Source organism: Lentzea sp. NPDC092896, from assembly GCF_044754905.1.
Lineage (GTDB): Bacteria > Actinomycetota > Actinomycetes > Mycobacteriales > Pseudonocardiaceae > Lentzea.
In genome coordinates this window covers 102,315-126,459 of sequence record NZ_JBIVPX010000003.1, presented here as the reverse complement: position 1 = coordinate 126,459, position 24,145 = coordinate 102,315, and the positions used below count along the sequence as shown (strand labels likewise).

Genomic DNA, 24,145 nt, shown 5'->3' with positions numbered 1-24,145 from the left:
CACACACACCCGGATGAGACGCGATTAGGCCGAATGGAGTCTTCCGGGTAAGGCGGATGTAAAGGCACGGTTGTGTTCGTCCGGGCCTGGGGGCCCGGTCGTCGTGCGGCGGCACGACACAAGCGGCCTGGGGGGCTACAGCACAATGCGCCATAGACAGGCGCGCCTATTTGGCGCGCGCGCGTTCACGCTCGTTCTGGCTGTATCAGCCGGTCTCATCACTCCCGACGCGCTTGCGGCGCCTGCTCCGGCCGAGTTGCCGGACGAGGTGGCGGCGTTGGCGGCGGCACGGAAGTTCGACAAGCCGGTGAAGGTCTCGGGGCTCACGACCGAGGCGACCGAGACCGTGGCGAAGCCGGACGGCCGGATGGAGCTCGTCCAGTCCCTGAAGCCGGAGCGGGTGAAGCGCGGGAACAAGTGGGTTCCCGTCAGCACCAGGCTCCGCAAGGACGCGGACGGGCTGATCCGTCCGGAGGCAGCCCCCGTTGACCTCCAGTTCTCCGGCAAGGGCAAGGGCAAGCCGCTCGCGTCGGTCTCCAAGGACGGCGTCGAGGTCGGTCTGACCTGGTTGGAGTCGTTGCCGGAACCGAAGGTGGACGGCGCCAGGACGACGTACTCGGAGGTGTGGCCGGGCATCGACCTGACCGTCGAGGCGACTGAGACCGGCTTCAGCCAGCTGCTGGTGGTGAAGAACGCGGACGCGGCGAAGTCGGACAAGCTGCGCAAGGTCACCTACGGCTCGTACGTCAAGGGCGGCAAGCTCAGCCAGCTCGACGGTGTGCTGGAGGTCAAGGACGACCGGGGGCAGGTCCGGTTCACAGGTGACGCGTCGCAGATGTGGGACGCGACCGGCCGTCCGGCGAAGATGGGTGTCGAGCTCACCGACACGACCCTCTCGGTGGTGCCTGACCAGGCGTTCTTGTCGTCGCCGGAGACGAAGTTCCCGGTGTCGATCGACCCGCGGTACAACTGGGCCGGGTTCAAGAACCACCACCTCGTCCTGCAGGAGTACTTCCCGGACGCGCGCAACTACGACCGCACCGACGGCGCGTTGAGTGATCTCAAGTCGGGCTGGCACAGCAGCACCGGTGCCTCGATCTCCTACATCGAGATGAACACGGGTCCGCTGGCGCGCAAGAAGATCCACTCCGCGAAGTTCGCGACGAAGGTGATCCACTCCGCCAACTGCGCCGCGGCCGAACCGACGGCCCTGTGGCACATGGGCGGGATCGGCCCCAACACGACGTGGAACAACGGGGCGCCCGCGTGGTTCAGCAAGTGGTCGACGATCAACACGAAGAACAACGCCAGCTTCTGCCCGTCTGACGGGCAGGCCGAGTTCGACATCCTCGGACTGGTTCAGTACCACGCCGACAACGCATATCCGCAGATGACCCTCGGCCTCATCAGCGACAACCTGGCCGCGAACGACAAGGCGTGGCGCCGGTTCGACCTCAACCCGGTGCTGAGGGTCGAGTACAACTCGTACCCGAACAAGGCGCGGGACCTGAGCATGGAACGGGGCCTGTACGTGTGCGGTAGCGGAGACAAGAAGTCGTACGTGCCGACGCGAACACCACGCTTGCGCGGTCAGCTGTCCGATCCGGACGGTGGCGTGCTCGTATCGCACTTCGCGCTGCACAAGGGGCCGCTGGGCAACAGCTTCTCCATCGGCGACTACTTCATCTGGGAAACGCCCTCGGGTTCGTACGCCGAGGCGCCGGTTCCTGCCGGGACGATCACAGAGGACGGCGTCTACAACTGGTCGGTCGACACTGGTGACGGCGAGCTGCTGTCCGGCTGGGAAGGCAACTGCGAGTTCGTCGTCGACACGGTGAAGCCCGTTGTGCCGCTGGTGAAGTCGGTGGAGTACCCGGAGGCCGCGCCTGGTGGTGGTATCGGTGTGACGGGCACGTTCGAGCTGGACTCTGTCAAGACCGCGAGTGGTGATGTCTCGAAGTTCATCTACTCGTTCACCTCGGACGGCGGTGAATCCCTCAACAAGGAGATGACGGCCGGTCCGGACGGCAAGGCAACGATTCGGTGGACGCCAGGCACCGCTGCCGCTGAGACGCTGTTCGTGAAGACGGTGGACCGGGCCGGGAACCTGTCCGACCTCAAGCGGTACCAGTTCATCGTGCTGGCCGGCGGGCCTCCAGTCGCGCGCTGGGCGTTGGACGGCGTGCTGACCGACGCCAACGGCGGTAATGCGCTGACTCCTGGCGGCAACCCGAACCTCGCCGCGGCGGGCTACTCGGCCAAGGCCGTCGGACTGACCAGCGCGCAGGACCATCTCAGTGGTGGCGCGGTGGTCGACACGTCGAAGAACTTCACGCTGTCGGCGTGGGCGAAGATGGACAACGGTGCCGCCGGTCGCGCAGTGCTGTCCACTGTGGATGGTTCGACGCTCAGTTCCAGCCTCTACTACGACCAGGCCGTGAAGCGCTGGACGTTCGGCATGACGTCGGCCGGCAACAAGGCCGATCTCAAGGTCGTGCAGGCGCGGGACGAGGCGTTGGCCGGTGTCTGGACGCATCTGGCCGGCACTTATGACGCCACGAACAAGACGCTCGCGTTGCACGTCGACGGCAAGAAGCAGGGTGAGGTAGCCGGCCTGGAGGGCTGGCAGGCGTCGCAGATGCTGGTGGGCCGGCAGCGCTGGAACGGTCAGGACGGCAGTGGTTTCGTCGGCTCGATCGACGAACTCAACGTCTACAGCCGCAAGCTGGACGACCCCGAGGTCAAGGTGCTGGCCACGCAGGCCGCGATCCGCGCCCACTACAAGATCGGCGAGGGCACGGGCACGTCCACCAAGGACGAGGTCACCGGCCGGAACGCCACCGTCAGCGGCAAGGTCGGCTGGGAGAAGAACAGCAGGTACACGTCGCTGCTGCTCAACGGTCCTGACGAGGAGGGATTGCCGCAGGACGTCGAGGCGTACGCGTCGGCTCCGGCACCGGGCATCCGCACCGACCGCTCCTTCACCATCTCCACGTGGGCGCGGTTGGACCTGGACTCGCCTGAGGACAAGGCGCGGACGATCGTGAGCCTGGTGCACAACGGCGTCTCGCAGCTCGATCTTCGCTATGGCGGCGCGTCGAAGAAGTGGGAGTTCGTGATGGGCGGCACCAGCGTGCCGACCGCTTTCGAGGCCGAGGTGCAGGAGTGGGTGTACCTGACGGCCGTCCATGACACGACCGCTTCCCAGATGCGTTTGTACCTCAATGGCGTCTACATCACCCAAGCTCCGTTCACGGGTGGTTCGGCCACCACGGAGTCCACTGTGGAGCTCGGGAGGCTCACGCCCGCGACTGCCGCCGGCGCTTTCTGGAAGGGCGGTGTCGACGACACCCGTGTGTACGTCGGCGCGCTGTCGGACGAAGTGATTCTGGCGCAGGCCGTTCGCGGTTGATCCGCGGCGCTGCGCTACAACGACCTGGGGGCAAGACTTGATGCGTCACAAACAGACGCGCACATTCGGTGTGCGCGCGTTCGGTCTCGTGCTGGCTGTGGCAGCCGGTTTCATCGCACCTGTCGCACAAGCGGCGCCTGCTCCGGCTGAGTTGCCGGACGAGGTGTCCGCTCTGGCGGCGGCGCGGAAGTTCGACAAGCCGGTCAAGGTGTCCGCGCTCACGACCGAGGCGACGGAGACCTTGGCGAATCCGGACGGCCGCATGGAGCTGGTCCAGTCGCTGAAACCGGAGCGGGTGAAGCGCGGGAACAAGTGGGTTCCCGTCAACACGAAGCTGAGCAAGCACGCGGACGGGTCGATCCGCCCGGAGGCGGCGACCGTGGACCTCCAGTTCTCGGGCAAGGGCAAGGGCAAGCCGCTCGCCTCGGTCTCGAAGGACGGGGTCGAGGTCGGCTTGACCTGGTTGGAGTCGCTTCCGGAGCCGAAGGTGGAGGGTTCCAAGACGACCTACCAGGAGGTGTGGCCGGGTGTCGACCTGACGGTCGAGGCGACGGCGAGCGGTTTCAGCCAGTTGCTGGTGGTGAAGAACGCGGACGCGGCGAAGTCGGACAAGCTGCGCAAGGTCACGTACGGCTCGCACGTCAAGGGCGGCAAGCTGAGCGAGCGCGACGGCCTGCTGGAGGTCGAGGACCCCAAGGGCGTTGTCCAGTTCCGGGGTGACGCGTCGCAGATGTGGGATGCGACGGGCCGTCCGGCGAAGATGGGTGTCGAGCTCACCGACACGACCCTCTCGGTGATGCCCGACCAGGCGTTCCTGGCGTCGGCGGAGACGAAGTTCCCGGTGTCGATCGACCCGAGCTACAACTGGGCCGGGTCCAAGAACCACCACGCCGTCATCCAGGAGAACTTCCCGAACGCCCGCAACTACGACCGCACCGATGGTGAGCTGGGCGACCTCAAGGCGGGCTGGCACAGCAGCACGGGCTTCTCGATCTCCTACATCGAGATGAACACCGCTCCCATGGCGGGCAAGAGGATTCACTCCGCGAAGTTCGCGGCGAAGGTGATCCACTCCGCCAACTGCGCCGCGGCCGAACCGACGGCCCTGTGGCACATGGGCGGGATCGGCCCTGACACCTCGTGGTCCAACGCGCCTGGGTGGCTCGGCAGGTGGGGGACGACCAACAAGACGAACAACGGCAGCTTCTGCCCGTCCGACGGGCAGGTCGAGTTCGACGTCACCGGCCTGATCCAGAACCACGCCGACAACGCGCACCCGCAGGTGACCCTCGGACTCTTCACCAACAACGACGCCAGGAACGACAAGGCGTGGCGCCGGTTCGACCTCAACCCGGTGCTGCGGGTCATTTACAACTCGGTCCCGAACCGGGCACGCGACCTGAGCATGGAGCGCGGTCTTCTCCCGTGCGGGATCGGGGCGAAAAAGCAGTACGTGCCGACCAGGACGCCTCGCGTGCGTGGTCAATTTTCGGACCCGGACGGTGGCGTGCTCAACTCGACCTTCCGTTTGCACAACGGGCGGCGGGGCGACAGCGTTCCCATCGCGGACTATCACGTCGCGGACACGCCGTCGGGTTCGTACGCCGAGGCACAGGTTGCGCCCGGTGTGATCACAGAAGACGGTGTCTACCACTGGTTGGTGAACACCAATGACGGTGAGCTGGAGTCCGGCTGGGAGGACAACTGCGAGTTCGTCGTCGACACGGTGAAGCCCGTTGTGCCGCTGGCGGCTTCGGTCGAGTACCCGGCGTCGGTGCCTGGTGGCGGTGTGGGTGTGACCGGCACGTTCGAGCTGGACTCGGTGAAGTCGCAGAGCGGTGACGTCGCGAAGTTCATCTACTCCTTCACCTCGGACGGCGGCGATTCGCTCAACAAGGAGATGGTTGTCGGAGCGGACGGCAAGGCGACGATCAGGTGGACCCCGAACACCGCGGGTACGCAGACGTTGTTCGTGAAGACGGTGGACCGTGCCGGCAACCTGTCCGACCTGAAGCGGTACGAGTTCCTCGTGCTCGCCGGGGGGCACCCTGCCGCGCACTGGGCGTTGGACGGCACGTTGACCGACATGAACGGCGCCAACGCGTTGACGCCGAACGGCAATCCGAATCTCACCGGAGCGGGCTACTCGGGCAAGGGCGCCCGGCTGAACGTGGCGCAGGACTTCCTCAGCGGTGGCGCGGTGGTCGACACGTCGAAGAACTTCACGCTGTCGGCGTGGGCGAAGCTCGACGGCACCGGCGCCAGCCATGCGGTTCTTTCCACGGCAGACGCCTCCACGCTCAGTTCCACCCTCTACTACGACCAGACCGTCAAACGCTGGACGTTCGGCATGACTGCGAAGGACAACAAGGCCGACCTCAGGGTCGTGCGGGCCGGGGCCGAGGCGGTGGCCGGTGTCTGGACCCATCTGACCGGTACTTACGAGGCCACGACGAAGACGTTCTCCTTGCACGTCGACGGCATCAAACAGGGCGAGGTCACCGGGCTGGAGAGCTGGCAGGCGTCGCAGTTGCTGGTGGGGCGCCATCGTTGGAACGGCCAGGACATCGACGCCTTGGTCGGTTCGATCGACGAACTGAAGGTGTACAACCGCTCGCTGAACGACTCCGAGATCAAGGTGCTCGCGAAGCAATCCGGGATCCGCGCCCACTACAAGATCGGTGAGGGCACGGGTACCTCGACGAAGGACGAGGTCACCGGCCGGAACGCCACCGTCGGCGGCAAGGTCGGCTGGGAGAAGAACAGCAGGTACACGTCGCTGCTGCTCAACGGACCTGACGAGGCTGGTAACCCGCAGGACCTGGAGGCGTACGCCTCGGCACCGGCGCCGGGTGTCCGCACGGACCGTTCCTACACGGTCTCGGCGTGGGCCAGGCTCGACCTGGACTTGCCCGAGGACAAGGCACGGACGGTCGTGAGTCTGGTGCACAACGGCGTCTCGCAACTCGATCTCCGTTATGGCGGCGCTTCGAACAAGTGGGAGTTCGTGATGGGCGGCACCACTGTGGCGACCGCCCATGAGACGGAGCTGGGGGAGTGGGTGTACCTGACAGCGGTCCACGACACGACGACCTCTGAGATGCGGTTGTACCTCAACGGTGTCTACATCACCAGGGTTCCGTTCACGGGTGGCTCGGCTCAGACCGAGTCCACTTTGGAGCTGGGCAGGCTCACGCCCGCGACGGCCGCGGGTGCGTTCTGGAAGGGCGGCATCGACGACGTGCGCGTCTACGTCGGTGTGCTTTCGGACGAAACGATTCTGGCGCAGGCAGTTCGCAGCTGATCCGCGGACGGATTTTTCACCACACAACCTGGGGGCAAGACTTGATGCGCCGTAGACAGGCGCGCACGTTCGGCGTGCGCGCGTTCACACTCGTGCTGGCTGTGTCGGCCGGCCTCGTCACACCCGACGCGCTCGCGGCGCCTGCTCCGGCCGAGTTGCCGGACCAGGCCTCCGCTCTGGCGGCGGCACGGAAGTTCGACAAGCCGGTGAAGGTGTCCGCGCTCACGACCGAAGCGTCGGAGACCGTGGTGAACCCCAACGGCAAGATGACCTTCATCCAGTCGCTCAAGCCGGAGCGGGCGAAGCGCGGGAACAAGTGGGTACCCGTGGACACGAAGCTGCGCAAGCACTCGGACGGTCTCATCCGTCCGGAGGCCGCCTCGGTGGATCTCCAGTTCGCCACCGCGGGCAAGGACAAGCCGCTCGCGCTGGTGGCCAAGGACGGCGTCGAGGTGGGCCTCTCGTGGCCGGAGGCGTTGCCGGAGCCGAAGGTCGAGGGCCCGAAGACGACGTACCCCGACGTGTGGCCGGGCATCGATCTGACTGTCGAAGCGACCGCGAGCGGTTTCAGCCAGCTGCTGGTGGTGAAGACCGCCGAGGCGGCGAAGTCGGAGAAACTGCGCAAGGTCACGTACGGCTCGCACGTCAAGGGCGGCAAGCTGAGCCAGCGCGACGGCCTGCTGGAAGTCAAGGACGACAAGGGAACCGTGCGGTTCACCGGTGACGCCTCCCAGATGTGGGACGCGACCGGTCGTCCGGCCAAGATGGGCGTCGAGCTCACCGCCGACACCATCTCCGTCGTCCCCGACCAGGCGTTCCTGGCGTCGGCGGAGACGAAGTTCCCGGTGTCGATCGACCCGCGGTACAACTGGGCCGGGAACAAGAACCACCACGCGGTGGCGCAGGAGCGTTTCCCGGAAGCCCGCAACTACGACCGCACCGACGGTGAGCTGGGCGACCTCAAGGCCGGCTGGCACAGCAGCACGGGCTACTCGCTGTCCTATCTCGAGATGGACTTCGCGCCGATGGTCGGCAAGAAGATCCACTCGGCGAAGCTCGCGATGAAGGTCATCCACTCCTCGCAGTGCGACCTGATCGAACCGACCGGCGTGTGGCACACCGGCCCGATCGGTCCCGACACCAGGTACAACGCCGGACCCCAGTGGTACGGGAAGCAGTCGTCGACCAACAAGAAGAACAACGCGAGCTTCTGCCCGTCCGACGGGCTGACCGAGTTCGACGTGCTCGGACAGGCGCAGTACCAGGCTGACAACGGGTACACGACCCTGACCGTCGGCCTCGCGACCGACAACGGCGCCGCGAACGACAAGGCGTGGCGCCGGTTCGACCTGAACCCGGTGCTGCGCATCGAGTACAACTCGTACCCGCTCCCGGCATCGGACCGCAGCCTGGAACGCGGCCAGTACCCGTGTGGTGCCGATGGAGCGGGCCCCACGACCTACGTGCCGACCAGAACGCCCCGCATCCGTGCCAAGCTGCAGGACCCGGATGGCGGCGTGCTGTGGTCGTACTTCCGCCTCATCAAGAGCGTGAACCGGGTTCCTGTGGAGATCGCCGGCTACCAGAACCAGGACACGCCGTCAGGGTCGTACTCGGAGATCCAGGTGCAGCCGGGCACGATCACCGAGGACGGTCCCTACCAGTGGTCTGTGGGCACCGGTGACGGTGAGCTGGAGACCGCCGACGCGAGGTTCGGTTTCAGGTGTTCGTTCGTCGTCGACACGGTGAAGCCCGTATTGCCACAGACGACTTCGGTCGAGTACCCCGCGTCGGTGCCTGGTGGCGGCGTGGGTGTGACCGGCACGTTCGAGCTGGACTCGGTGAAGTCGGAGAGCGGCGACGTGGCGAAGTTCATCTATTCGTTCACGTCGGACGGCGGTGAATCCCTCAACAAGGAGATGGCGGTCGGAGCGGACGGCAAGGCGACGATCCGGTGGACGCCGAACACCGCGGGCCCGCAGACGTTGTTCGTGAAGACGGTGGACCGTGCCGGGAACCTGTCCGACCTCAGGCGGTACGAGTTCCTCGTGCTCGCAGGCGGGCAGCCCGTCGCGCATTGGGCGTTGGACGGGGCCCTGACCGACGCCAACGGTGGCAACGCCTTGACGTCGAACGGCGCCCCGAACCTCGCGGCGGTGGGCTACTCGGGCAAGGCCGCCGGGTTGAACGGCACGCAGGACTTCCTCAGCGGTGGGGCAGTGGTCGACACGTCGAAGAACTTCACGCTGTCGGCCTGGGCGAAGGTGAGCAACGGTGACTTCGGCCGCGCCGTTCTATCCACTGTGGACTCTTCGACGCTCAGTTCCAGCCTGTACTACGACCAGGGCAACAAGCGCTGGGCCTTCGGCATGACGGCGTCGAGCAACAAGGCCGATCTCAAGGTCGCCTATTCGCAACTCGAGGCACAGATCGGTGTCTGGACGCATCTGACCGGCACCTACGAGGCCACGATCAAGAAGCTCGTTCTTCACGTCGACGGCAAGAAGCAGGGCGAGGTCACGGGGCTGGAGGGCTGGCAGGCGTCGCAGATGCTGGTGGGCCGCCATCGCTGGAACGGCCAGGACGCCAGTGGTTTCGCCGGTTCGCTCGACGAGCTCAGGGTGTACAACCGCACGCTGAACGACTCCGAGATCAAGGTGCTGGCGACGCAGGCCGGTGTCCGTGCGCACTACAAGATCGGCGAGGGCACGGGCACGTCCACGAAGGACGAGGTCAGTGGGCTCAACGCCACCGTCGCCGGCAAGACGGGCTGGGAGAAGAACAGCAGGTACACGTCGTTGCTGCTCAACGGACCTGATGAAGCGGGACAGGCCCAGGACGCCGAGGCCTACGTCTCGGCTCCGGCACCAGGCATCCGCACCGACCGCTCCTACACGGTCTCGGCGTGGGCGCGGCTGGATCTGGACTCGCCGGAGGACAAGGCGCGGACCGTCGTGAGTCTGGTGCACAACGGCGTCTCGCAGCTCGATCTCCGTTATGGCGGCGCTTCGAAGAAGTGGGAGTTCGTGATGGGCGGCACCACCGTGGCGACCGCCTACGAAGCGGAGTTGCAGGAGTGGGTCTACCTGACCGCCGTGCACGACACGACCGCCTCTGAGATGCGGTTGTACCTCAACGGTGTCTACATCACCAGGGTTCCGTTCACGGGTGGCTCGGCTCAGACCGAGTCCACTTTGGAGCTGGGCAGGCTCACGCCCGCCACGGCCACCGGCGCTTTCTGGAAGGGCGGCATCGACGACGTACGCGTCTACGTCGGCGCGCTTTCGGACGAAGCGATCCTGGCGCACGCAGTTCGCAGCTGATCGAGCACCTCACCCCTAACAGAGGAAGTTCATGCGCAACCACACCAGGTGGTCGCGCGCTCTAGCCCTGTCGCTGGGCTGGGTCATGATCGCCGGCGTCGTCTCCCCGACGCCGGCGCTCGCCCAGCCCACGGGCCGAGACGTGCGCAAACCCGACACCCAAACCGAGAAGAACGTTCCCGGCGAGCTCGCGAAGCTGCGGCCCGTCGCGCCGATCGTGGCGAGCAACCAGCAGGCGCCGAAGGTCGCCTGGCCCGAGGCGAGCAAGGCCGACGTCACCGCGGCCGGCGACCTCCGGCAGGCCGGCACGTCCCCGGTCAAGATCAGCAAGGCGGACGCGGCCCCGGTGCGGGTCGAGACGTTCGGCCAGGACACGTCCGCGAAGATCGGCGTGGCCGGTGTCGTGCTCAAGGTGTCCGACAACGCGGGCAAGTCTCCGGGCAAGGCGTCGGTCGAGCTCGACTACAAGGGCTTCGAGCACGCTTACGGTGGCGACTACGGCTCGCGCCTGAGGCTGGTGCGGCTGCCGGAGTGCGCACTGTCCACTCCGGACAAGGCGGAGTGCAAGACGCGTACTCCTGTGCAGTCGCGCAACGACGTGAAGACGAAGAAGCTGACGGCCACCGACCTCGCGCCGTCCTCTGGCGCGATGGTGCTCGCGGCCGAACCGGCCGCGGGCGGTGCCGGTGGTTCGTTCCAGGCGACCTCGTTGTCGCCTGCCGGAAGCTGGTCCGCGGGCGGTTCGAGTGGTGACTTCACCTTCAGCTACCCGATCAAGCTGCCGGGTTCGGTCGGAGGAAGTGCGCCCCAGGTGGCGCTGGGCTACTCGTCCAGCGGTGTCGACGGGCGCACCAGCGCGACGAACAACCAGGCGTCGTCGGCAGGTGACGGCTGGGACCTCAGCGCGGGCGGGTTCATCGAGCGCCGCTACAAGAGTTGCGGTGAGGACCTCAACGCCGCGATCGGTCAGAAGAAGACGGCTGACCAGTGCTGGGTGACCGACAACGCCACCATTCAGCTCGCCGGCATCTCGTCGGAGCTCGTCCGGATCGGCAACACGGAGACGTGGCGCGCCAAGAACGACGACGGCTCGAAGATCGAGCGTCTGTACCGCACGCCGGTCGCGGGTGGTGACAACAACGGCGAGTACTGGAAGGTGACGACCCCGAACGGCACCCAGTACTTCCTGGGTTCGCGCGAGGCGGAGTCGACGTGGACGGTGCCGGTGTTCGGCAACCACCCAGGTGACCAGTGCTGGGCGGAGGGCAAGCAGTTCAAGGACCTGTCGTGCCGCCAGGCGTGGCGCTGGAACGTCGACTACGTGGTCGACCCGAAGGGCAACCTCACCCGGTTCTACTACAAGACCGAGAAGAACCGGTACGGCCGCAACCTCGAGGCCGGCGACGGTGTGGAGTACGAGCGCGCCGGTCGGCTGGACCGGATCGACTACGGCCTGCACAACTCGGACGAGAACGCGCCGGCTCCGGGTCGGGTGCAGTTCCACTACTCGGAGCGATGCATTCCGTCGAGCGGTTTCGACTGTGCTCCGAGCAAGCTGAACAAGGACAACGCGAAGCAGTGGCCGGACGTGCCGTTCGACCAGATCTGCGCGCCTGGTGCGCAGTGCGTGAACCAGTACTCGCCGACGTTCTTCAGCCAGCTGCGGTTGACGAAGGTCAGCACCCAGGTGCGCAAGGAGAACGTCGCCGCCGAGTGGCGTGACGTCGACCAGTGGGAGCTCGGCCAGTCGTTCCCGCCGTCCAACGACGGGCTCGACCCGGCGCTGTGGCTCGACAGCATCAAGCACACCGGTCTGGTCGGCGAGGCGAAGTCGTTGCCCGCCACGAAGTTCGAACGCATCACGCTGGCGAACCGGGTGGACGGCGACAGCGACGTGTACCCGCCGCTGCTGCGCGGCCGCGTCAAGCGCGTCCAGCACGAGGCCGGTGGCATCACCGAGGTCGAGTACACCGACAAGGACTGCGTGCCGGGCACGCGGATGCCCGTTCTCGCCAACGCGCATCTCAACACGATGCGGTGCTTCCCGTCGTACTGGACGCCGGAAGGCGCCCTGGAACCGCAGCTGCACTGGTTCCACAAGTACGTCGTGCGCGCGGTCATCGCGGACGACCGGGTTCGCGAGCTGAGCGAGCAGACCAAGGTCTACTACGAGTACGAGAGCATCGCCGGCGCTCCGCTGTGGCACTACGACGAGAACGACTTCGGTGACCCGAAGTACCGGACGTGGTCGCAATGGCGTGGCTACAACAAGGTCCGCACGATCTCCGGTGACACCAACGAGCCCGACCGGCCGGTCACCGAGAAGATCTACCTGCGCGGCATGGACGGCGACACCGTGCCGGGCGGCAAGCGGGACGCCTGGGTCGAGTACGACGGCGACCGGATCGAGGACCACGAGCGGCTCAAGGGCGTCGAGTGGAAGACGTTCTCGCTCAACGGCGGCGCGGTCCACACGAAGACCACGAGTGAACCGTGGATGTCTCCTGCCACCGCGGAGAACGGCGACGACAAGGCGTTGCTGCTCAACACGAAGACGGTGACCACGAAGACCTCGCTGGGCAGCGACCGGTGGCGGACCAAGCGGGCGAGCACGACGTTCGACGACGCTTACGGCCGTGCCCTCACCGTCCAGGACGAGGGCGACATCGACGTCACCGGTGACGAACGGTGCACGACCACGACCTACGCGCCCAACGAGGCCGCGTGGATGTTGAACTACGCCAGCCGGATCCTCACCTACGCCGCGAAGTGCGATGTCGCGGCAACGGACGACAACACCGTCAGCGACACCATCTCCGCTTACGACGGCAAGGCGGCCGGAGAGGCCCCGACCAAGGGCCTCGTCACCACCGCGTCGCGGTGGAACGGTCAACGCACGAACCCGCGCGGGTACCAGGCGATCACGACCACCGAGTACGACGTCTACGGCAGGGTCAAGAAGACGACCGACCCCGCGCTCGGCGACACGACCATCGTGAACGAGCCGACGTTCGGCTTCCCGGTGCGCAAGGTGACCACCACCAACGCCAAGGGACACAACTCGATCGTCGAGTACGACCCGGCGCTCGGCCTGCCGGTCGCGCAGGTCGGTCCGAACGGCGAACGGGTCGACGCGAAGTACGACGCGCTGGGCCGGCTGACCCACACCTGGCTCCCGCACCGGGCGCGGCACCTGAGCGCCAGTGCTCAGTACGAGTACGTCTACGACGAGGCGACCGCGACCGTCATCGAGGTCTCGAAGTCGTTGCGCGAGCGGGACCAGCAGTACAACGTCTCGTACAAGATCTTCGACGGCCTGCTGCGCGCCCGGCAGACCCAGGTGCCCGACGGCGAGCAGAAGGAAGGGGATCTCGGGCGGATCATCACGGACACGTTCTTCGACTCGCGTGGCCTGGTGACCAAGACGAGCAACGCCTACTTCAACCGGCAGGCGCCGGACGGCAAGTTGTTCGTGGTGGCGGACGTCCAGGTGCCCAACCAGGAGTTCACCAAGTACGACAAGCTGGCCCGTCCGGTCAGCGTCGCCTTCCACAAGTTCGGCACGCCCCAGTGGAACACCACCACGGTCTACGCGGGCGACCGCGTGCACGTGACGCCACCCGCGGGGCAGATCCCGACGACCGTCGTCAGCGACGCGCACGGCCGTGAGGTCGAACGCATCCAGCACAACGGTCCCGGCGCCGACGTGACGAAGTCGAAGTTCAACTTCAAGGGACAGCTGGAACAGGTCACCGACCCCGCGGGCAACAAGTGGTCGTACGAGTACGACCTGTTGGGCCGCAAGTGGAAGGAGACCGACCCGGACCGCGGCACGACCACCGTCGAGTACAACAACCTCGACCAGGTCGTGAAGACGACCGACAGCGAGAACCGGTCGGTGTCGATCAAGTACGACCAGCTGGGCCGCAAGACCCAGATGCTCTCCGGCGAGACCAAGCTCGCCGAATGGGTGTACGACACCAAGAAGAAGGGCCTGCTCACCTCGGCCACCCGGTTCTCCGGCGGCCAGGCGTACGTCCAGCGGGTCACCAGCTACGACGCCTTCAGCCGCATTCGCGAGTCCGAGGTCGAGATCCCGGCCGCGGAAGGGGCGCTGGGCCAGACCTACCTGTTCGAGCGCAACTACACGCCGGTCACCGGTGCGCTCCTCTCCACGGTGTCCCCCGAAGCCGGTGGCCTGCCGCTGGAGAGGGTGTCCACCGCCTACAACGACCAGGGCGCGCCGATCAGGACCAGCGGCCTGAGCCCGTACGTCAGCGAGCACATCTACTCGAAGTTCGGCGAGACGCTGCGCCTGACGATCGGCCCCGACCCGAACCCCAACGAGGGCGGCAACCAGCTGTGGCTGACGAACTACTTCGAGGAGGGCAACCGTCGTCTCGAACAGTCCATCGTGGACCGTTCGCGTGACACCGACTGGCGGATCTCCAACCAGAAGTACTCGTACGACACCGGTGGCAACATCACGCGGATCGCGGACGAGCCGACCGACAAGTCGGCGTGGGACACCCAGTGCTTCCAGTACGACAAGCTGCGCAGGCTGACCAAGGCGTTCACGCCTCTGTCAGGCGACTGCGCGACCACCGTGGTCGGCGGCGCGGCCCCGTACCAGCACGAGTACCAGTACGACTCGATCGGTAACCGCACGCAGGAGCGCACGACCTCGGGTTCCAACGTGGTCAACCGCAAGTACAACTACGACACGGCGAACCAGCCGCACGTCGTCCGCTCGATCGACGAGACCGGCCCGTCCGGCACCGCCCGTGACGAGTTCGGTTACGACAAGACCGGCAACACCAGCACCCGCAAGATCGCGGGCAACACCCAGACGATCTCCTACGACGTCGAGGGCCGCACGTCCAAGGTCGTGGAGGCCTCCGGCAAGGAGTCGTCGTACCTGTACGGCGCCGACGGCGGCCGCCTGATCAAGCGCGAACCCGGCCGCACCACGCTCTACCTGCCCGAGGGCATGGAGCTGGTGAAGGACGACGCGACCAACACGGTGTCCGGCAAGCGCTACTACGCACACGGCGGCAACGTGGTCGCACTGCGGACCTCCACAGGCCGGCTGTCGTACGAGGTGGGCAACCACCAGGGCACGCCGACCACGTCGGTCAAGGCCGGAGACCTGACGTACCAGCGTCAGTACCTCGACCCGTTCGGCAAGGCCCGCGGCCCCAACGGCGGTTCCTGGCCTGACGACAAGGGATTCGTCGGCGGCACACGGGACACGTCCGGTCTGACGCACCTCGGTGCTCGCGAGTACGACCCGGCGACCGGCCGGTTCCTGGCCGACGACCCGATCATGAACACCGCGAACCCGCAGCAGGTCAACGGGTACTCGTACAGCAACAACAACCCCGTCACGTTCTCCGACCCGTCAGGCATGTACCTGGAGGGCGGTCACGACGGAAGTGGTCACAGCTGGGGCATCGACATGCGGGGTGGCGGCACGATCATCGGCAACCCGCCGCCGGGTGAGGAAGCCGGACTCGCGCAAGCCTTCCCGCAAGCCGCGAAGAAGCGCCAGAAGGCTCAGGCCGCGCACAACGCCGCGCAGCAGGCCCGCTATGACGCTGCCGGCGGTAAGGACAAGTACGAGGAGTACCTGCGCGAGGCCAACAACTCGCAGACGTGGTGGGACGTCGTTGTTGCGGAGCTTCCTGATCTGTTGATGGACCTCACGGGCATCAACGACGTCAAGGACTGCTTCACGAACTTCGACCTTCTTGCCTGCGTCAGCCTGGTGCCGGCGGCGAAGGCGTTCAAGTTGTTGCAGGCCGGTGAGCGGATCGTCAGAGCGATCGTCAAGGCCAACAAGATCATCGACAAGATCGCGGACGCAGCCAAGAGGCTGCGCAGGGTCGAGGAGAAGGCCGAAGAAGCCGTCGAGGACGCGACCGAAGCTCTGGATGCGGCGTCGTGTTTGACCGGCAACAGCTTTGTGCCAGGCACGCGGGTGTTGATGGCTGATGGTTCGTCGAGACCGATCGAGGAACTGAAGCTCGGCGATCGAGTTCTTGCGACTGACGCGGAGACCGGTCAGAGCGAGGGCCAGGACGTGGTGCGGACCATCGTGGGTGACGGTTCCAAGAACCTCGTGGAGCTGACGGTCGACGGTCAGGACGAGAAGATCGTCGCTACCGACGGCCACCGGTTCTGGTTGACCGAACAGCGACGTTGGGTCAAGGCGTCCGAACTGATCGCGGGTCAGGAGCTGTTCAACCAGGCCGGTGACAAGGTGAAGATCACGAGCGTGCGCGGGTGGAGTCAGGTAGCCAGGGTTTTCAATCTGACGGTCGCGAACCTTCACACCTACTACGTGCTTGCAGGCAAGACTCCGATCCTCACCCACAACTGCACGGTCAGCCCACACTCGCTGGAGCGGACGGAGCAACTCAGCGGCAGTGCCAGCCGGGAGAAGGTCGACAGAATCGCTGAGAGCATGTCCAACGATGGCTGGCAGGGAGCTCCGATCGAGGTCTTCGAGCACGGGAACAGTCGTTACGTGATCAACGGCCACCATCGTGTGGCCGCAGCCAAAAAGGCGGGGATCGACGTTCCGTACCGTTCTCTTTCGCTTGACGAGGTCCAGGCCTACAAGTACAAGTCAGCAGAAGAAGTAGTTTGGGCTGCTCTCGAGGTACGTGGCGACTTCCCAGATGACCGGAGGCGACGGCGCAGGTGACAGTGTCAAATGGTGCCGCTGATTGCATCAGTTCCTTCCTGCGGCACCGCGCGCTGATCAGGACGGCTCTTGTGGCTTCCTATCCACAGCTCGACAGAGTTGAGCACGCACTGGAGGCTTTTCGGGCAGGAGAGCTGGAACGAAATGCCGAGCTGGAATCCGGTTTCGCATACGCAGTCCATGGTCGTGGCCTGCGTATGACCGGGCCCGATGGCGAGGTGGTCGAACTCGATCTGCTCTTGGACGGTACAGAAGCATTCGACGTGTGGCGGTTGCAGGAGTTTGCGCGAAGCATCGGCATGAACCCTGTGCCACTCGGAGACGACCTTGCGCGGGAATGCCTTGGCATGAAACAGAAGGGCTTCTTTGAGGAACCGGAGCCAGCATGGTTCCGCATCATCGAGTGACGGTTGTTTGCTCGTGACACACCTGAGGGTGCCTACTCGCCGAGTAGGCACCCTCAGGTGTCAAAGCTGGGTCGATCAGCGCTTCGGCTGCCGCCGAAGTCCCAACTGACGCCACGAGCGACGGCGTCCGTTGGCCGAAGGCACTGTGCCTTCTGCTGCGGCAGCGACAGAACCATCGCGCCGAGGCCGACGAACGGCCCGTATCGCCGCACCGGCGACGCGACCGCTCAAAGGCTGCCGCAACCCGAGTCGACGAGCCGCAACTCCGTGCGCTCGCTTGATGGCCCGGCGATCAGCCCCGGTGACGGTCCAAGCCTCCGGGTGCTTCGACAGCCACATGTACCGCCGCACCGAGTAAGGCAGGTGCCCGAGGTAAACGACCATCGCGACGATCAAAGCCACCAACGGGTAAGTGATGATCGCGGCCGCCAGAAGACCCACGGCCACCAGCAACGGTGCGACCGCGCGCGGCGGCACCTTCACCGTCTTCACCGACAGCGTGGGAATCCGCGACACCAGCAGCATCGCGACCAGCACGGTCCACGCGGCCACGACGTAGGAGTTGTTCCACCAGCCGTCAGACCGGACCTGCTCCTCGATGATCAGGGGCAGCAGCAGCAACAGCCCGCCGGCCGGCGCCGGGACGCCCACGAAGAACTCCTTCGCGAACGGCGGCTGTTCCTTCTCCAGCAACGTGTTGAAGCGGGCCAGGCGGACCACCATGCAGACCGCGAAGATCAGTGCGATGACCCAGCCCGCGCGGTTGCCCTCGAACTTCCACAGGTAGATCGCGAGGGCCGGCGCGACGCCGAACGAGATGGCGTCGGCCAGGGAGTCGAGCTCCGCGCCCATCTTCGACGTCGCGTCCAGCAGGCGGGCGATGCGGCCGTCCAGGCCGTCGAACACGGCTGCCGCCGCGATCGCGGTGATGGCCGCGCCCCACATGCCGACGTTCGCGAAGTGCACCGCGGACAGGCCCGAGCACATGGCCAGGACCGTGATCGCGTTCGGCAGCAGGCGGACGCCGGGCCCGCTGGGCGCCATCAGGCTTCCGGGAGCTCGGCGAGGACGGTCTCGCCGCCGATGGTGCGCTGGCCGGCTTCGACCAGGACGCGGCTGCCGCGCGGGACGTAGAGGTCCACTCGCGAGCCGAAGCGGATCAGGCCGTAGGTCTGGCCGGCGGCGACCTTCTCGCCCTCGGCGACCTCGCACACGATGCGGCGGGCGACGAGGCCGGCGATCTGGACGACCACCAGGTCCACGCCCGAAGTGGTGCGCAGCCACACGGTGTTGCGCTCGTTCTCCTCGGAGGCCTTGTCGAGGTCGGCCGAGAGGAACTTGCCGGGGTGGTACGAGACCTGGACGATCTCGCCGTCCGCGGGCACGCGCTGCACGTGCACGTCGAACACCGAGAGGAACACGCTCACGCGCGTCATCGGCTGGGTGCCGAGGCCGAGCTCGGCGGGCGGGACGGCGTCGACCACGTGCGAGACGGTGCCGTCGGCCGGGGCCACGGCGAGGTTCGGACGGGTCGGCGTCACGCGCTTCGGCTCGCGGAAGAACCACGCCACCCACGCCGTGACCAGGGCGAGGACTACGCCCAGGCGCTTGAAGCGCAGCCGGACGAGGAGGGTCGCGATCGCCGCGGCGGCGACGAACGGGCGTCCCGCCGGGTGCATCGGCGGCACCATGCCGCGCGCGAGTTCGAGGAAGTGGGAGACGGGCTTCTCGCTGCTCATCGTGTCTGGGGGTCCGTAGCTTCCGTGAGTTGTCGGGCGCCAACACGCTACGGCAACACGCCAAACCGCCCATCGGGACTGCCGGAAAGACAAGTGGCCGGTCCGCCCGTGCATCCCCCGACGAATGCACGGGCGGACCGGCACCTGCGGGCAGTGTAATCCCCGTCACATGGGGTGAACAACGTCGCTGGGTGAGCGTTCCGTCACAGTCCGTCGACGCCGAGGTTCTGCAGCCTGAACCGCACGTCAGCCACCTGGTTAGCGTCACGGACGGCGGGTGCGACCAGGTCTTCCGGATAGACCGCAGCTCCGTCGCGCGTGCGCAGGACGAACAGCCCGCCCCAGTTGAGTTCCAGCGTCGCGCGGTTAGTCCTCACAAGCAGGTCAGACACCATGCATCCCAGTAGTTCCGTCACGGCCTCGACGGCGGCGTCGTGCACCTGCTCCGGGGTCAGCGACGCGTCCACCGGCGCCCCTGTCAGCTTGTGCAGCTCGGCGCGCGACAACGCCGCCAGCACGTCCGCCAGCGTCTCGCCGACCTTGCTCACCCGTCCCGCGTGCCGCAGCGCGTCGGCGTAGCGGCGCACGAGCGCCGGTCCGGCCAGCGTCGCGAGCTCCTGCCACGTGATCGGCGGCCCCTGCACCCCGACCAGTGCCGCGACGGCCTCTGGCGGCGTGCCGTCGAGCAACGACCACGCCCGCCGTTCGTCCACCGCCTCCGCCACCCCGCCGGAGAACGGGGAGAGCTGCCTGATCGTCGCCACCCGCTCGCGGATCGGCGGATGGCTGTCGAACACCGACGACGGTTCCTGCGCGGCCATCAGCGGCTCGATCTCGCGGAGCTGGTGCACGCGCCGCGGGTGGTCCAGGTAGGCGCGGAAGCCCTCCAGCAACGGCGGCGTGCGTCCGGCCAGCACGGCCAGCGAGACGTACCAGCGCAGGTAGTCGTTCCAGCCCTCGCCGAGCGGACCGCCGCGCAGCAACGACCGCGCCGTCGCCTCCGCCCCGGCCGCCGCCACGGACACCTCGTCGGCGAACCGCTCGTGCTTGCGGCTCTCCGAGGCGGCGACCAGGGCGTACAGCCTCGCCCACGCGTAGAGGACGGCGGACAGGTAGCTGCCCTGCCCGATCACCATCCCCAGGGCGAGCTTCGCGCGGAACGTCACCGCCGACACCTGCGTGTGTCCGCCGCCGTAGTGGCCGAGTTCGTGCGCGACCACCGACCGCAGCTCACCGATCGTCATGCCGGCCACGAACGGCAGGCCCAGCTCCAGGTAGCGCGTTCCGTGGCGCTCCCACACGCCCGCGTTCGCCTCGTTGACGAGCCGGATGTCGTCAGGGCTGCGGGTGCCCGCCAGCGCCGCCAGCTCGTCGACGTGCCGCCAGAGCTCCGGGTGCGTCGCGCGGGTCAGCGGCACGCCGGTCGGCCGCGGCCGGGCCCAGAACGCCCTGACCATCGCGTACAGCGACGGCCCGCCCACGATGAGCGTCAGCGCGGTGAGGAACGCCCCGCCCTCGACGTCGCCCCGGTCGAACAGGACGTACGCGAGCACGCCCAGCAACACGGTGAGGCCCAGCGCGAGCACGAAGAACCCGGCGAGCATCACCAGGGCCAGTGCGGCTCTCATTGGAGGTGGCGGACGGTGACCTCGGCTCCCGCCGCCAGCTCCGTGACGTCCTCGGGCACCTCGATCAGGCAGTTCGACAGCGCGAGCGCCGACAGCAGGTGCGACCCCGGCCCGCCGACGGGCGTCACGACCTCGCCGGACGACGGGTCGTGCAGGCCGCGCCGGAACTGCGTCTTCCCCGCCGGAGACGTCAGCGGAGCCGTGATGGTCGCTCGCGCCGTGCGGCGTTCTGGCTGCGTGTAGCCCATGGACGCGAGGAGCGCCGGCCGCACGAACACCTCGAACGACACCTGCGCGCTCACCGGGTTGCCCGGCAGCGACAGCACCGGCACGCCCTCGTACCGGCCGGAGCCCTGCGGCCCGCCCGGCTGCATCGCGACCTTGGTGAACTGCACGTCATGGCTCGCGAAAGCGTCCTTGACCACCTCGTACGCGCCCGCGCTGACCCCGCCGGACGTCACGATCACGTCCACCGAACCGAGGTACGGCGCCAGTGCGCGGTGGAACTCCTCGACGTCGTCCGGCACGAACCGCAGCTGCACGGCGACGCAGCCCGCGTCCCGCACGGACGAGGCGAGCATCATGCCGTTCGACTCGTAGATCTGACCCGGCTGCAGCGGCTTGCCCGGTTCGACCAGCTCGGAACCCGTCGACAGGACCAGCACGCGCGGACGGCGGCGCACCGGCAGCTCGGGGAATCCGAGGGCGGAGGCGAGACCGAGCGTGGACGGGCGCAGCACCGTGCCCGCGGCCAGCACCGCGTCGCCCTTGCGCACGTCGTCGCCACCGGTGCGGATGTTCTGGCCGGGCGCCACGGCCTGGTTGATCGTCACGGTCTCCGTGCCGCCGTCGGTCCACTCGACCTGGACCACCGCGTCCGCGCCGGGCGGGAGCGGGGCGCCGGTCATGATCCGCTGCACGGTGCCGGGCACCAGCGGGTTCAGCTGCGTGCGGCCAGCGGGGATGTCGTCGGCGACCGGGAGCCTGACCGGCAGCTCACCGGTCAGGTCGGCGGCCAGCACCGCGTACCCGTCCATCGCGGAGTTGTCGAACGGCGGCAGGTCCAGCGGCGCGATGACGTCGGTGGCGAGCACGAGCCCGAGGCACTCGTCGAGCGGGAGCTGCAGCACGGGCATCGACCCGACGAGCTCCGCGACGCGCTGGCGGTGTTCGGCGACAGTGGTGGGGGACACGACTGCATACTGCCAACGTCGCGGTGCTCGTGACGCCCGCTTTGACTCGTTTCCTTCCCGGAGGTGTTGTTCGTGCAGGTCCGGACCAGGCACACACCGACGTTCGGCGTGGCGAGACTCGTCCTCGCGCCCGGCGAGGCGGTGCTGGTCGACCCGCTGACCATCGCGGCCACGAGCTACGGGCTCACGGTCGAGGTGAAGGGCGCGGGCGCGAAAGCGGTCGCACTGTGCACGTCGGGCGCGGAGGGCGGCTGGATCGACGCGGCCCCCGTGCTGCCCGGTGACCTGCACCAGATCGAGCTCGACGGGGCGTACGGCTGGTGCCTCGCCCGGCACAGCTGGATCGCGTCGAGCAGCACGGTGGCGATGAACCCCGAGGCGCCGCCGATGCAGGCGATCTTCGGAGGCGCCGAGGGCTTCATGAACTACGCGCACGGCAAGGGTGCGGTGGTGCTCGCCTGTTACGGCGCGCTCGACCTCGTGACGCTGGCGGTCGGGGAGGCCGTGACCATCAGCAGCGATCACGTCGTGGCGTTCGCGGACACCGTGCAATGCCGTCTCCGGCCGTCGGTCCCCGATGGCGTGCAATCCATTCTGACTGGTGAGGGCCTGGTGTTCGACTTCGCCGGTCCCGGTGCCGTGCTGACGCAGACGCGCGGACCCCGCCGGCTCACCACCTGGTTGCGCGCCAACGGAGTCAGCTCCCGTTCATGACTCCGTAAGGAGGTATCCGAGTGAGATTTCTTCTTTTAGCGTTGCTCTCTGCGCTTTGCGTGAGATGCGTGATCTGAAGGAGGACGTCTTGGCTCTCGGTACCGTCAAGTGGTTCAACTCCGAAAAGGGATACGGCTTCATCGCGACCGATGGCGGGCCCGACGTGTTCGTGCACTACTCGGCGATCCAGATGGAAGGCTTCCGGACGCTCTCAGAAGGCGACCGGGTGGAGTTCGAGGTGCAGGCGGGCCGGGACGGGCGCAGCCAGGCGTCGGACGTGCGCCGGGCCAGCTAGACGTCACTCTGATCACGGCTTCACCCAACCCGGGACAAGCCGATCTGGCCGGACGTTAGGCTGCCTTGCGTGTCGGAGGACCTGAGCGGACGGCGAATCGCGCATTACCGGATCGACGGTGTGCTTGGTCGTGGTGGCATGAGCGTGACGTACCGGGCCACGGACGTGAGGCTTGGCCGGAAAGTCGCGCTCAAGGTCATCGGTGAGCACCTCGCACCCGACGCGGAGTTCCGCGAGCGGTTCGTCGACGAGGCGCGCAACACCTCGGCGATCGACCACGCGAACATCGTGCCGCTCTACGACTTCGACGAGGTCGAGGGCCTGCTCTACATCGCCATGCGGCTGGTGGACGGCCAGGACCTGGCCGGGCACATCAAGGAGGGGCCGCTCACACCCGCACGCACGTTGACGCTGCTCGCCCAGGTGGCCGAAGCGCTCGACATGCTGCACGGCAAGGGCCTCGTGCACCTCGACGTGAAGCCCGCCAACGTGCTGGTGACCCAGAAGGAAGGCGTGCGTGAGCACGTCTACGTCGCCGACTTCGGCCTCACCCGCCGCGGCGCCACCGGCCACCGCACCCGAACGGGTGATTTCCTCGGCTCGCCGACCTACGCGGCGCCGGAACACCTGCGGGGCGAGCCCGTCGACGGCCGCACCGACCAGTACGCGCTCGCCTGCATGCTCTTCGCCTGCCTGTCCGGCCGCCCGCCGTTCCAGGGCGGCGTGCAGGAGGTCATCCAGGGCCACCTCGGCAACGTCGTTCCGTCGTTGTCGCAGCTCGTGGCGTTGCCGCCGGCCATCGACGACGTGATCCGCAAGGGCACCTCGAAGGACCCGTCGCAGCGGTACGCGAGCTGCGCCGAGCTCATCAACGCCGCCCGCGTCGCTCTCGCCGGAGTCGCGCAGGGCTCGGCTCCCGCTCAACTCGGGCCGCAGTCCGGCTCGTTCCCGGCTCAGTCGCCGATGTCCGGGCCGATGCCGGTCCAGCAGGGTCAGTACCAGGGCGGCGGCTACCAGCAGCCCCTCTCGGACCCGGTCCGGCTGCGCCCGCCGAACCAGGTGGGCGCGAGCGCGTTCACGGCCGGCAAGAAGGAACGCCCGGCGTGGTTCGCGCCGGTCATCGCGGCCGCGGTGGCGATCGTGGTGATCATCATCGTGGTGGTGATCCTGTCGCCCGGTGACGAGCCCGCACGCCAGCCCAAGACGAGCTCCGCCCCGTCGCTGAACATCGGCGACGAGACGACCTCGAACAAGCCGCTGCCGACCTCTGTGCCGGTGCGCACTTCCCGCTGAGAGTCGCCTGGGTTCGCTTGCACTCGCCGGTGTCGAGTGCTAAACACGAACTAGCACTCGGCACAGTCGAGTGCCAAGAAAGTGAGGCTGGGACTGGTGAGGCCTCCTCGTCGCAAGACGGGGGAGTC

General features: G+C 67.2%; 12 protein-coding genes. 8 read left to right on the top strand and 4 right to left on the bottom strand.

The features are described 5' to 3' along the window. The first annotated feature begins 145 nt into the window (after positions 1 to 145). Genes ACIQF0_RS16240 through ACIQF0_RS16220 form a run of 5 tightly spaced genes read left to right on the top strand, consistent with a single transcriptional unit; the run spans position 146 to position 17,155 of the window. Positions 146 to 3,412, top strand: coding sequence for a LamG domain-containing protein (locus tag ACIQF0_RS16240; protein WP_401030185.1), 3,267 nt, complete (start codon positions 146 to 148; stop codon positions 3,410 to 3,412). 40 nt (positions 3,413 to 3,452) lie between these two features. Then, positions 3,453 to 6,716: a LamG-like jellyroll fold domain-containing protein gene (locus tag ACIQF0_RS16235; protein WP_401030183.1), complete on the top strand. Its 3,264-nt coding sequence runs from the start codon at positions 3,453 to 3,455 to the stop codon at positions 6,714 to 6,716. Between the two features lie 44 nt (positions 6,717 to 6,760). Next, on the top strand, positions 6,761 to 10,039 hold the full coding sequence (locus ACIQF0_RS16230) for a LamG domain-containing protein (RefSeq protein WP_401030182.1): 3,279 nt from the start codon (positions 6,761 to 6,763) through the stop codon (positions 10,037 to 10,039). A 31-nt stretch (positions 10,040 to 10,070) separates the two neighbouring features. Then, complete coding sequence (locus ACIQF0_RS16225; RefSeq protein ID WP_401030179.1) at positions 10,071 to 16,748, top strand: polymorphic toxin-type HINT domain-containing protein; 6,678 nt, start codon at positions 10,071 to 10,073, stop codon at positions 16,746 to 16,748. A gap of 2 nt (positions 16,749 to 16,750) precedes the next feature. Then, complete coding sequence (locus ACIQF0_RS16220) at positions 16,751 to 17,155, top strand: DUF6896 domain-containing protein (RefSeq protein ID WP_401030178.1); 405 nt, start codon at positions 16,751 to 16,753, stop codon at positions 17,153 to 17,155. Between the two features lie 75 nt (positions 17,156 to 17,230). Here ACIQF0_RS16220 and pssA read toward each other — a convergent pair whose 3' ends face one another. The 4 genes from pssA to glp all read right to left on the bottom strand — a co-directional run bounded on the left by pssA (position 17,231) and on the right by glp (position 21,715). Then, entirely contained in the window at positions 17,231 to 18,199 is a 969-nt protein-coding gene (pssA, locus tag ACIQF0_RS16215) for a CDP-diacylglycerol--serine O-phosphatidyltransferase (protein ID WP_401030177.1), read from the bottom strand. Next, complete coding sequence (locus tag ACIQF0_RS16210) at positions 18,199 to 18,894, bottom strand: phosphatidylserine decarboxylase (RefSeq protein ID WP_360046466.1); 696 nt, start codon at positions 18,892 to 18,894, stop codon at positions 18,199 to 18,201. Before ACIQF0_RS16210 ends, pssA begins: the two co-directional genes overlap by 1 nt. A gap of 203 nt (positions 18,895 to 19,097) precedes the next feature. Then, entirely contained in the window at positions 19,098 to 20,522 is a 1,425-nt protein-coding gene (locus ACIQF0_RS16205; RefSeq protein WP_401030176.1) for a M48 family metalloprotease, read from the bottom strand. Further along, the gene (gene glp, locus ACIQF0_RS16200) at positions 20,519 to 21,715 is read right to left on the bottom strand and encodes a gephyrin-like molybdotransferase Glp (protein ID WP_401030174.1); all 1,197 of its coding nucleotides are present in this window, start codon (positions 21,713 to 21,715) and stop codon (positions 20,519 to 20,521) included. Before glp ends, ACIQF0_RS16205 begins: the two co-directional genes overlap by 4 nt. Positions 21,716 to 21,787: 72 nt before the next feature. Here glp and ACIQF0_RS16195 point away from each other — a divergent pair, with 72 nt between their 5' ends. The 3 genes from ACIQF0_RS16195 to ACIQF0_RS16185 all read left to right on the top strand — a co-directional run bounded on the left by ACIQF0_RS16195 (position 21,788) and on the right by ACIQF0_RS16185 (position 24,017). After that, positions 21,788 to 22,429, top strand: coding sequence for an AIM24 family protein (locus ACIQF0_RS16195; protein WP_360046472.1), 642 nt, complete (start codon positions 21,788 to 21,790; stop codon positions 22,427 to 22,429). Between the two features lie 88 nt (positions 22,430 to 22,517). Beyond that, complete coding sequence (locus ACIQF0_RS16190) at positions 22,518 to 22,724, top strand: cold-shock protein (RefSeq protein WP_090014840.1); 207 nt, start codon at positions 22,518 to 22,520, stop codon at positions 22,722 to 22,724. A gap of 69 nt (positions 22,725 to 22,793) precedes the next feature. Then, the gene (locus ACIQF0_RS16185) at positions 22,794 to 24,017 is read left to right on the top strand and encodes a serine/threonine-protein kinase (protein ID WP_401030171.1); all 1,224 of its coding nucleotides are present in this window, start codon (positions 22,794 to 22,796) and stop codon (positions 24,015 to 24,017) included. Positions 24,018 to 24,145 lie beyond the last annotated feature (128 nt).

Bases quoted from the DNA above. Each gene is read 5' to 3' on its own strand.
- ACIQF0_RS16240 (WP_401030185.1), top strand. From the start codon at position 146: ATGCGCCATAGACAGGCGCGCCTATTTGGCGCGCGCGCGTTCACGCTC.
- ACIQF0_RS16235 (WP_401030183.1), top strand. From the start codon at position 3,453: ATGCGTCACAAACAGACGCGCACATTCGGTGTGCGCGCGTTCGGTCTC.
- ACIQF0_RS16230 (WP_401030182.1), top strand. From the start codon at position 6,761: ATGCGCCGTAGACAGGCGCGCACGTTCGGCGTGCGCGCGTTCACACTC.
- ACIQF0_RS16225 (WP_401030179.1), top strand. From the start codon at position 10,071: ATGCGCAACCACACCAGGTGGTCGCGCGCTCTAGCCCTGTCGCTGGGC.
- pssA (WP_401030177.1), bottom strand. From the start codon at position 18,199: ATGGCGCCCAGCGGGCCCGGCGTCCGCCTGCTGCCGAACGCGATCACG.
- ACIQF0_RS16210 (WP_360046466.1), bottom strand. From the start codon at position 18,894: ATGAGCAGCGAGAAGCCCGTCTCCCACTTCCTCGAACTCGCGCGCGGC.
- ACIQF0_RS16205 (WP_401030176.1), bottom strand. From the start codon at position 20,522: ATGAGAGCCGCACTGGCCCTGGTGATGCTCGCCGGGTTCTTCGTGCTC.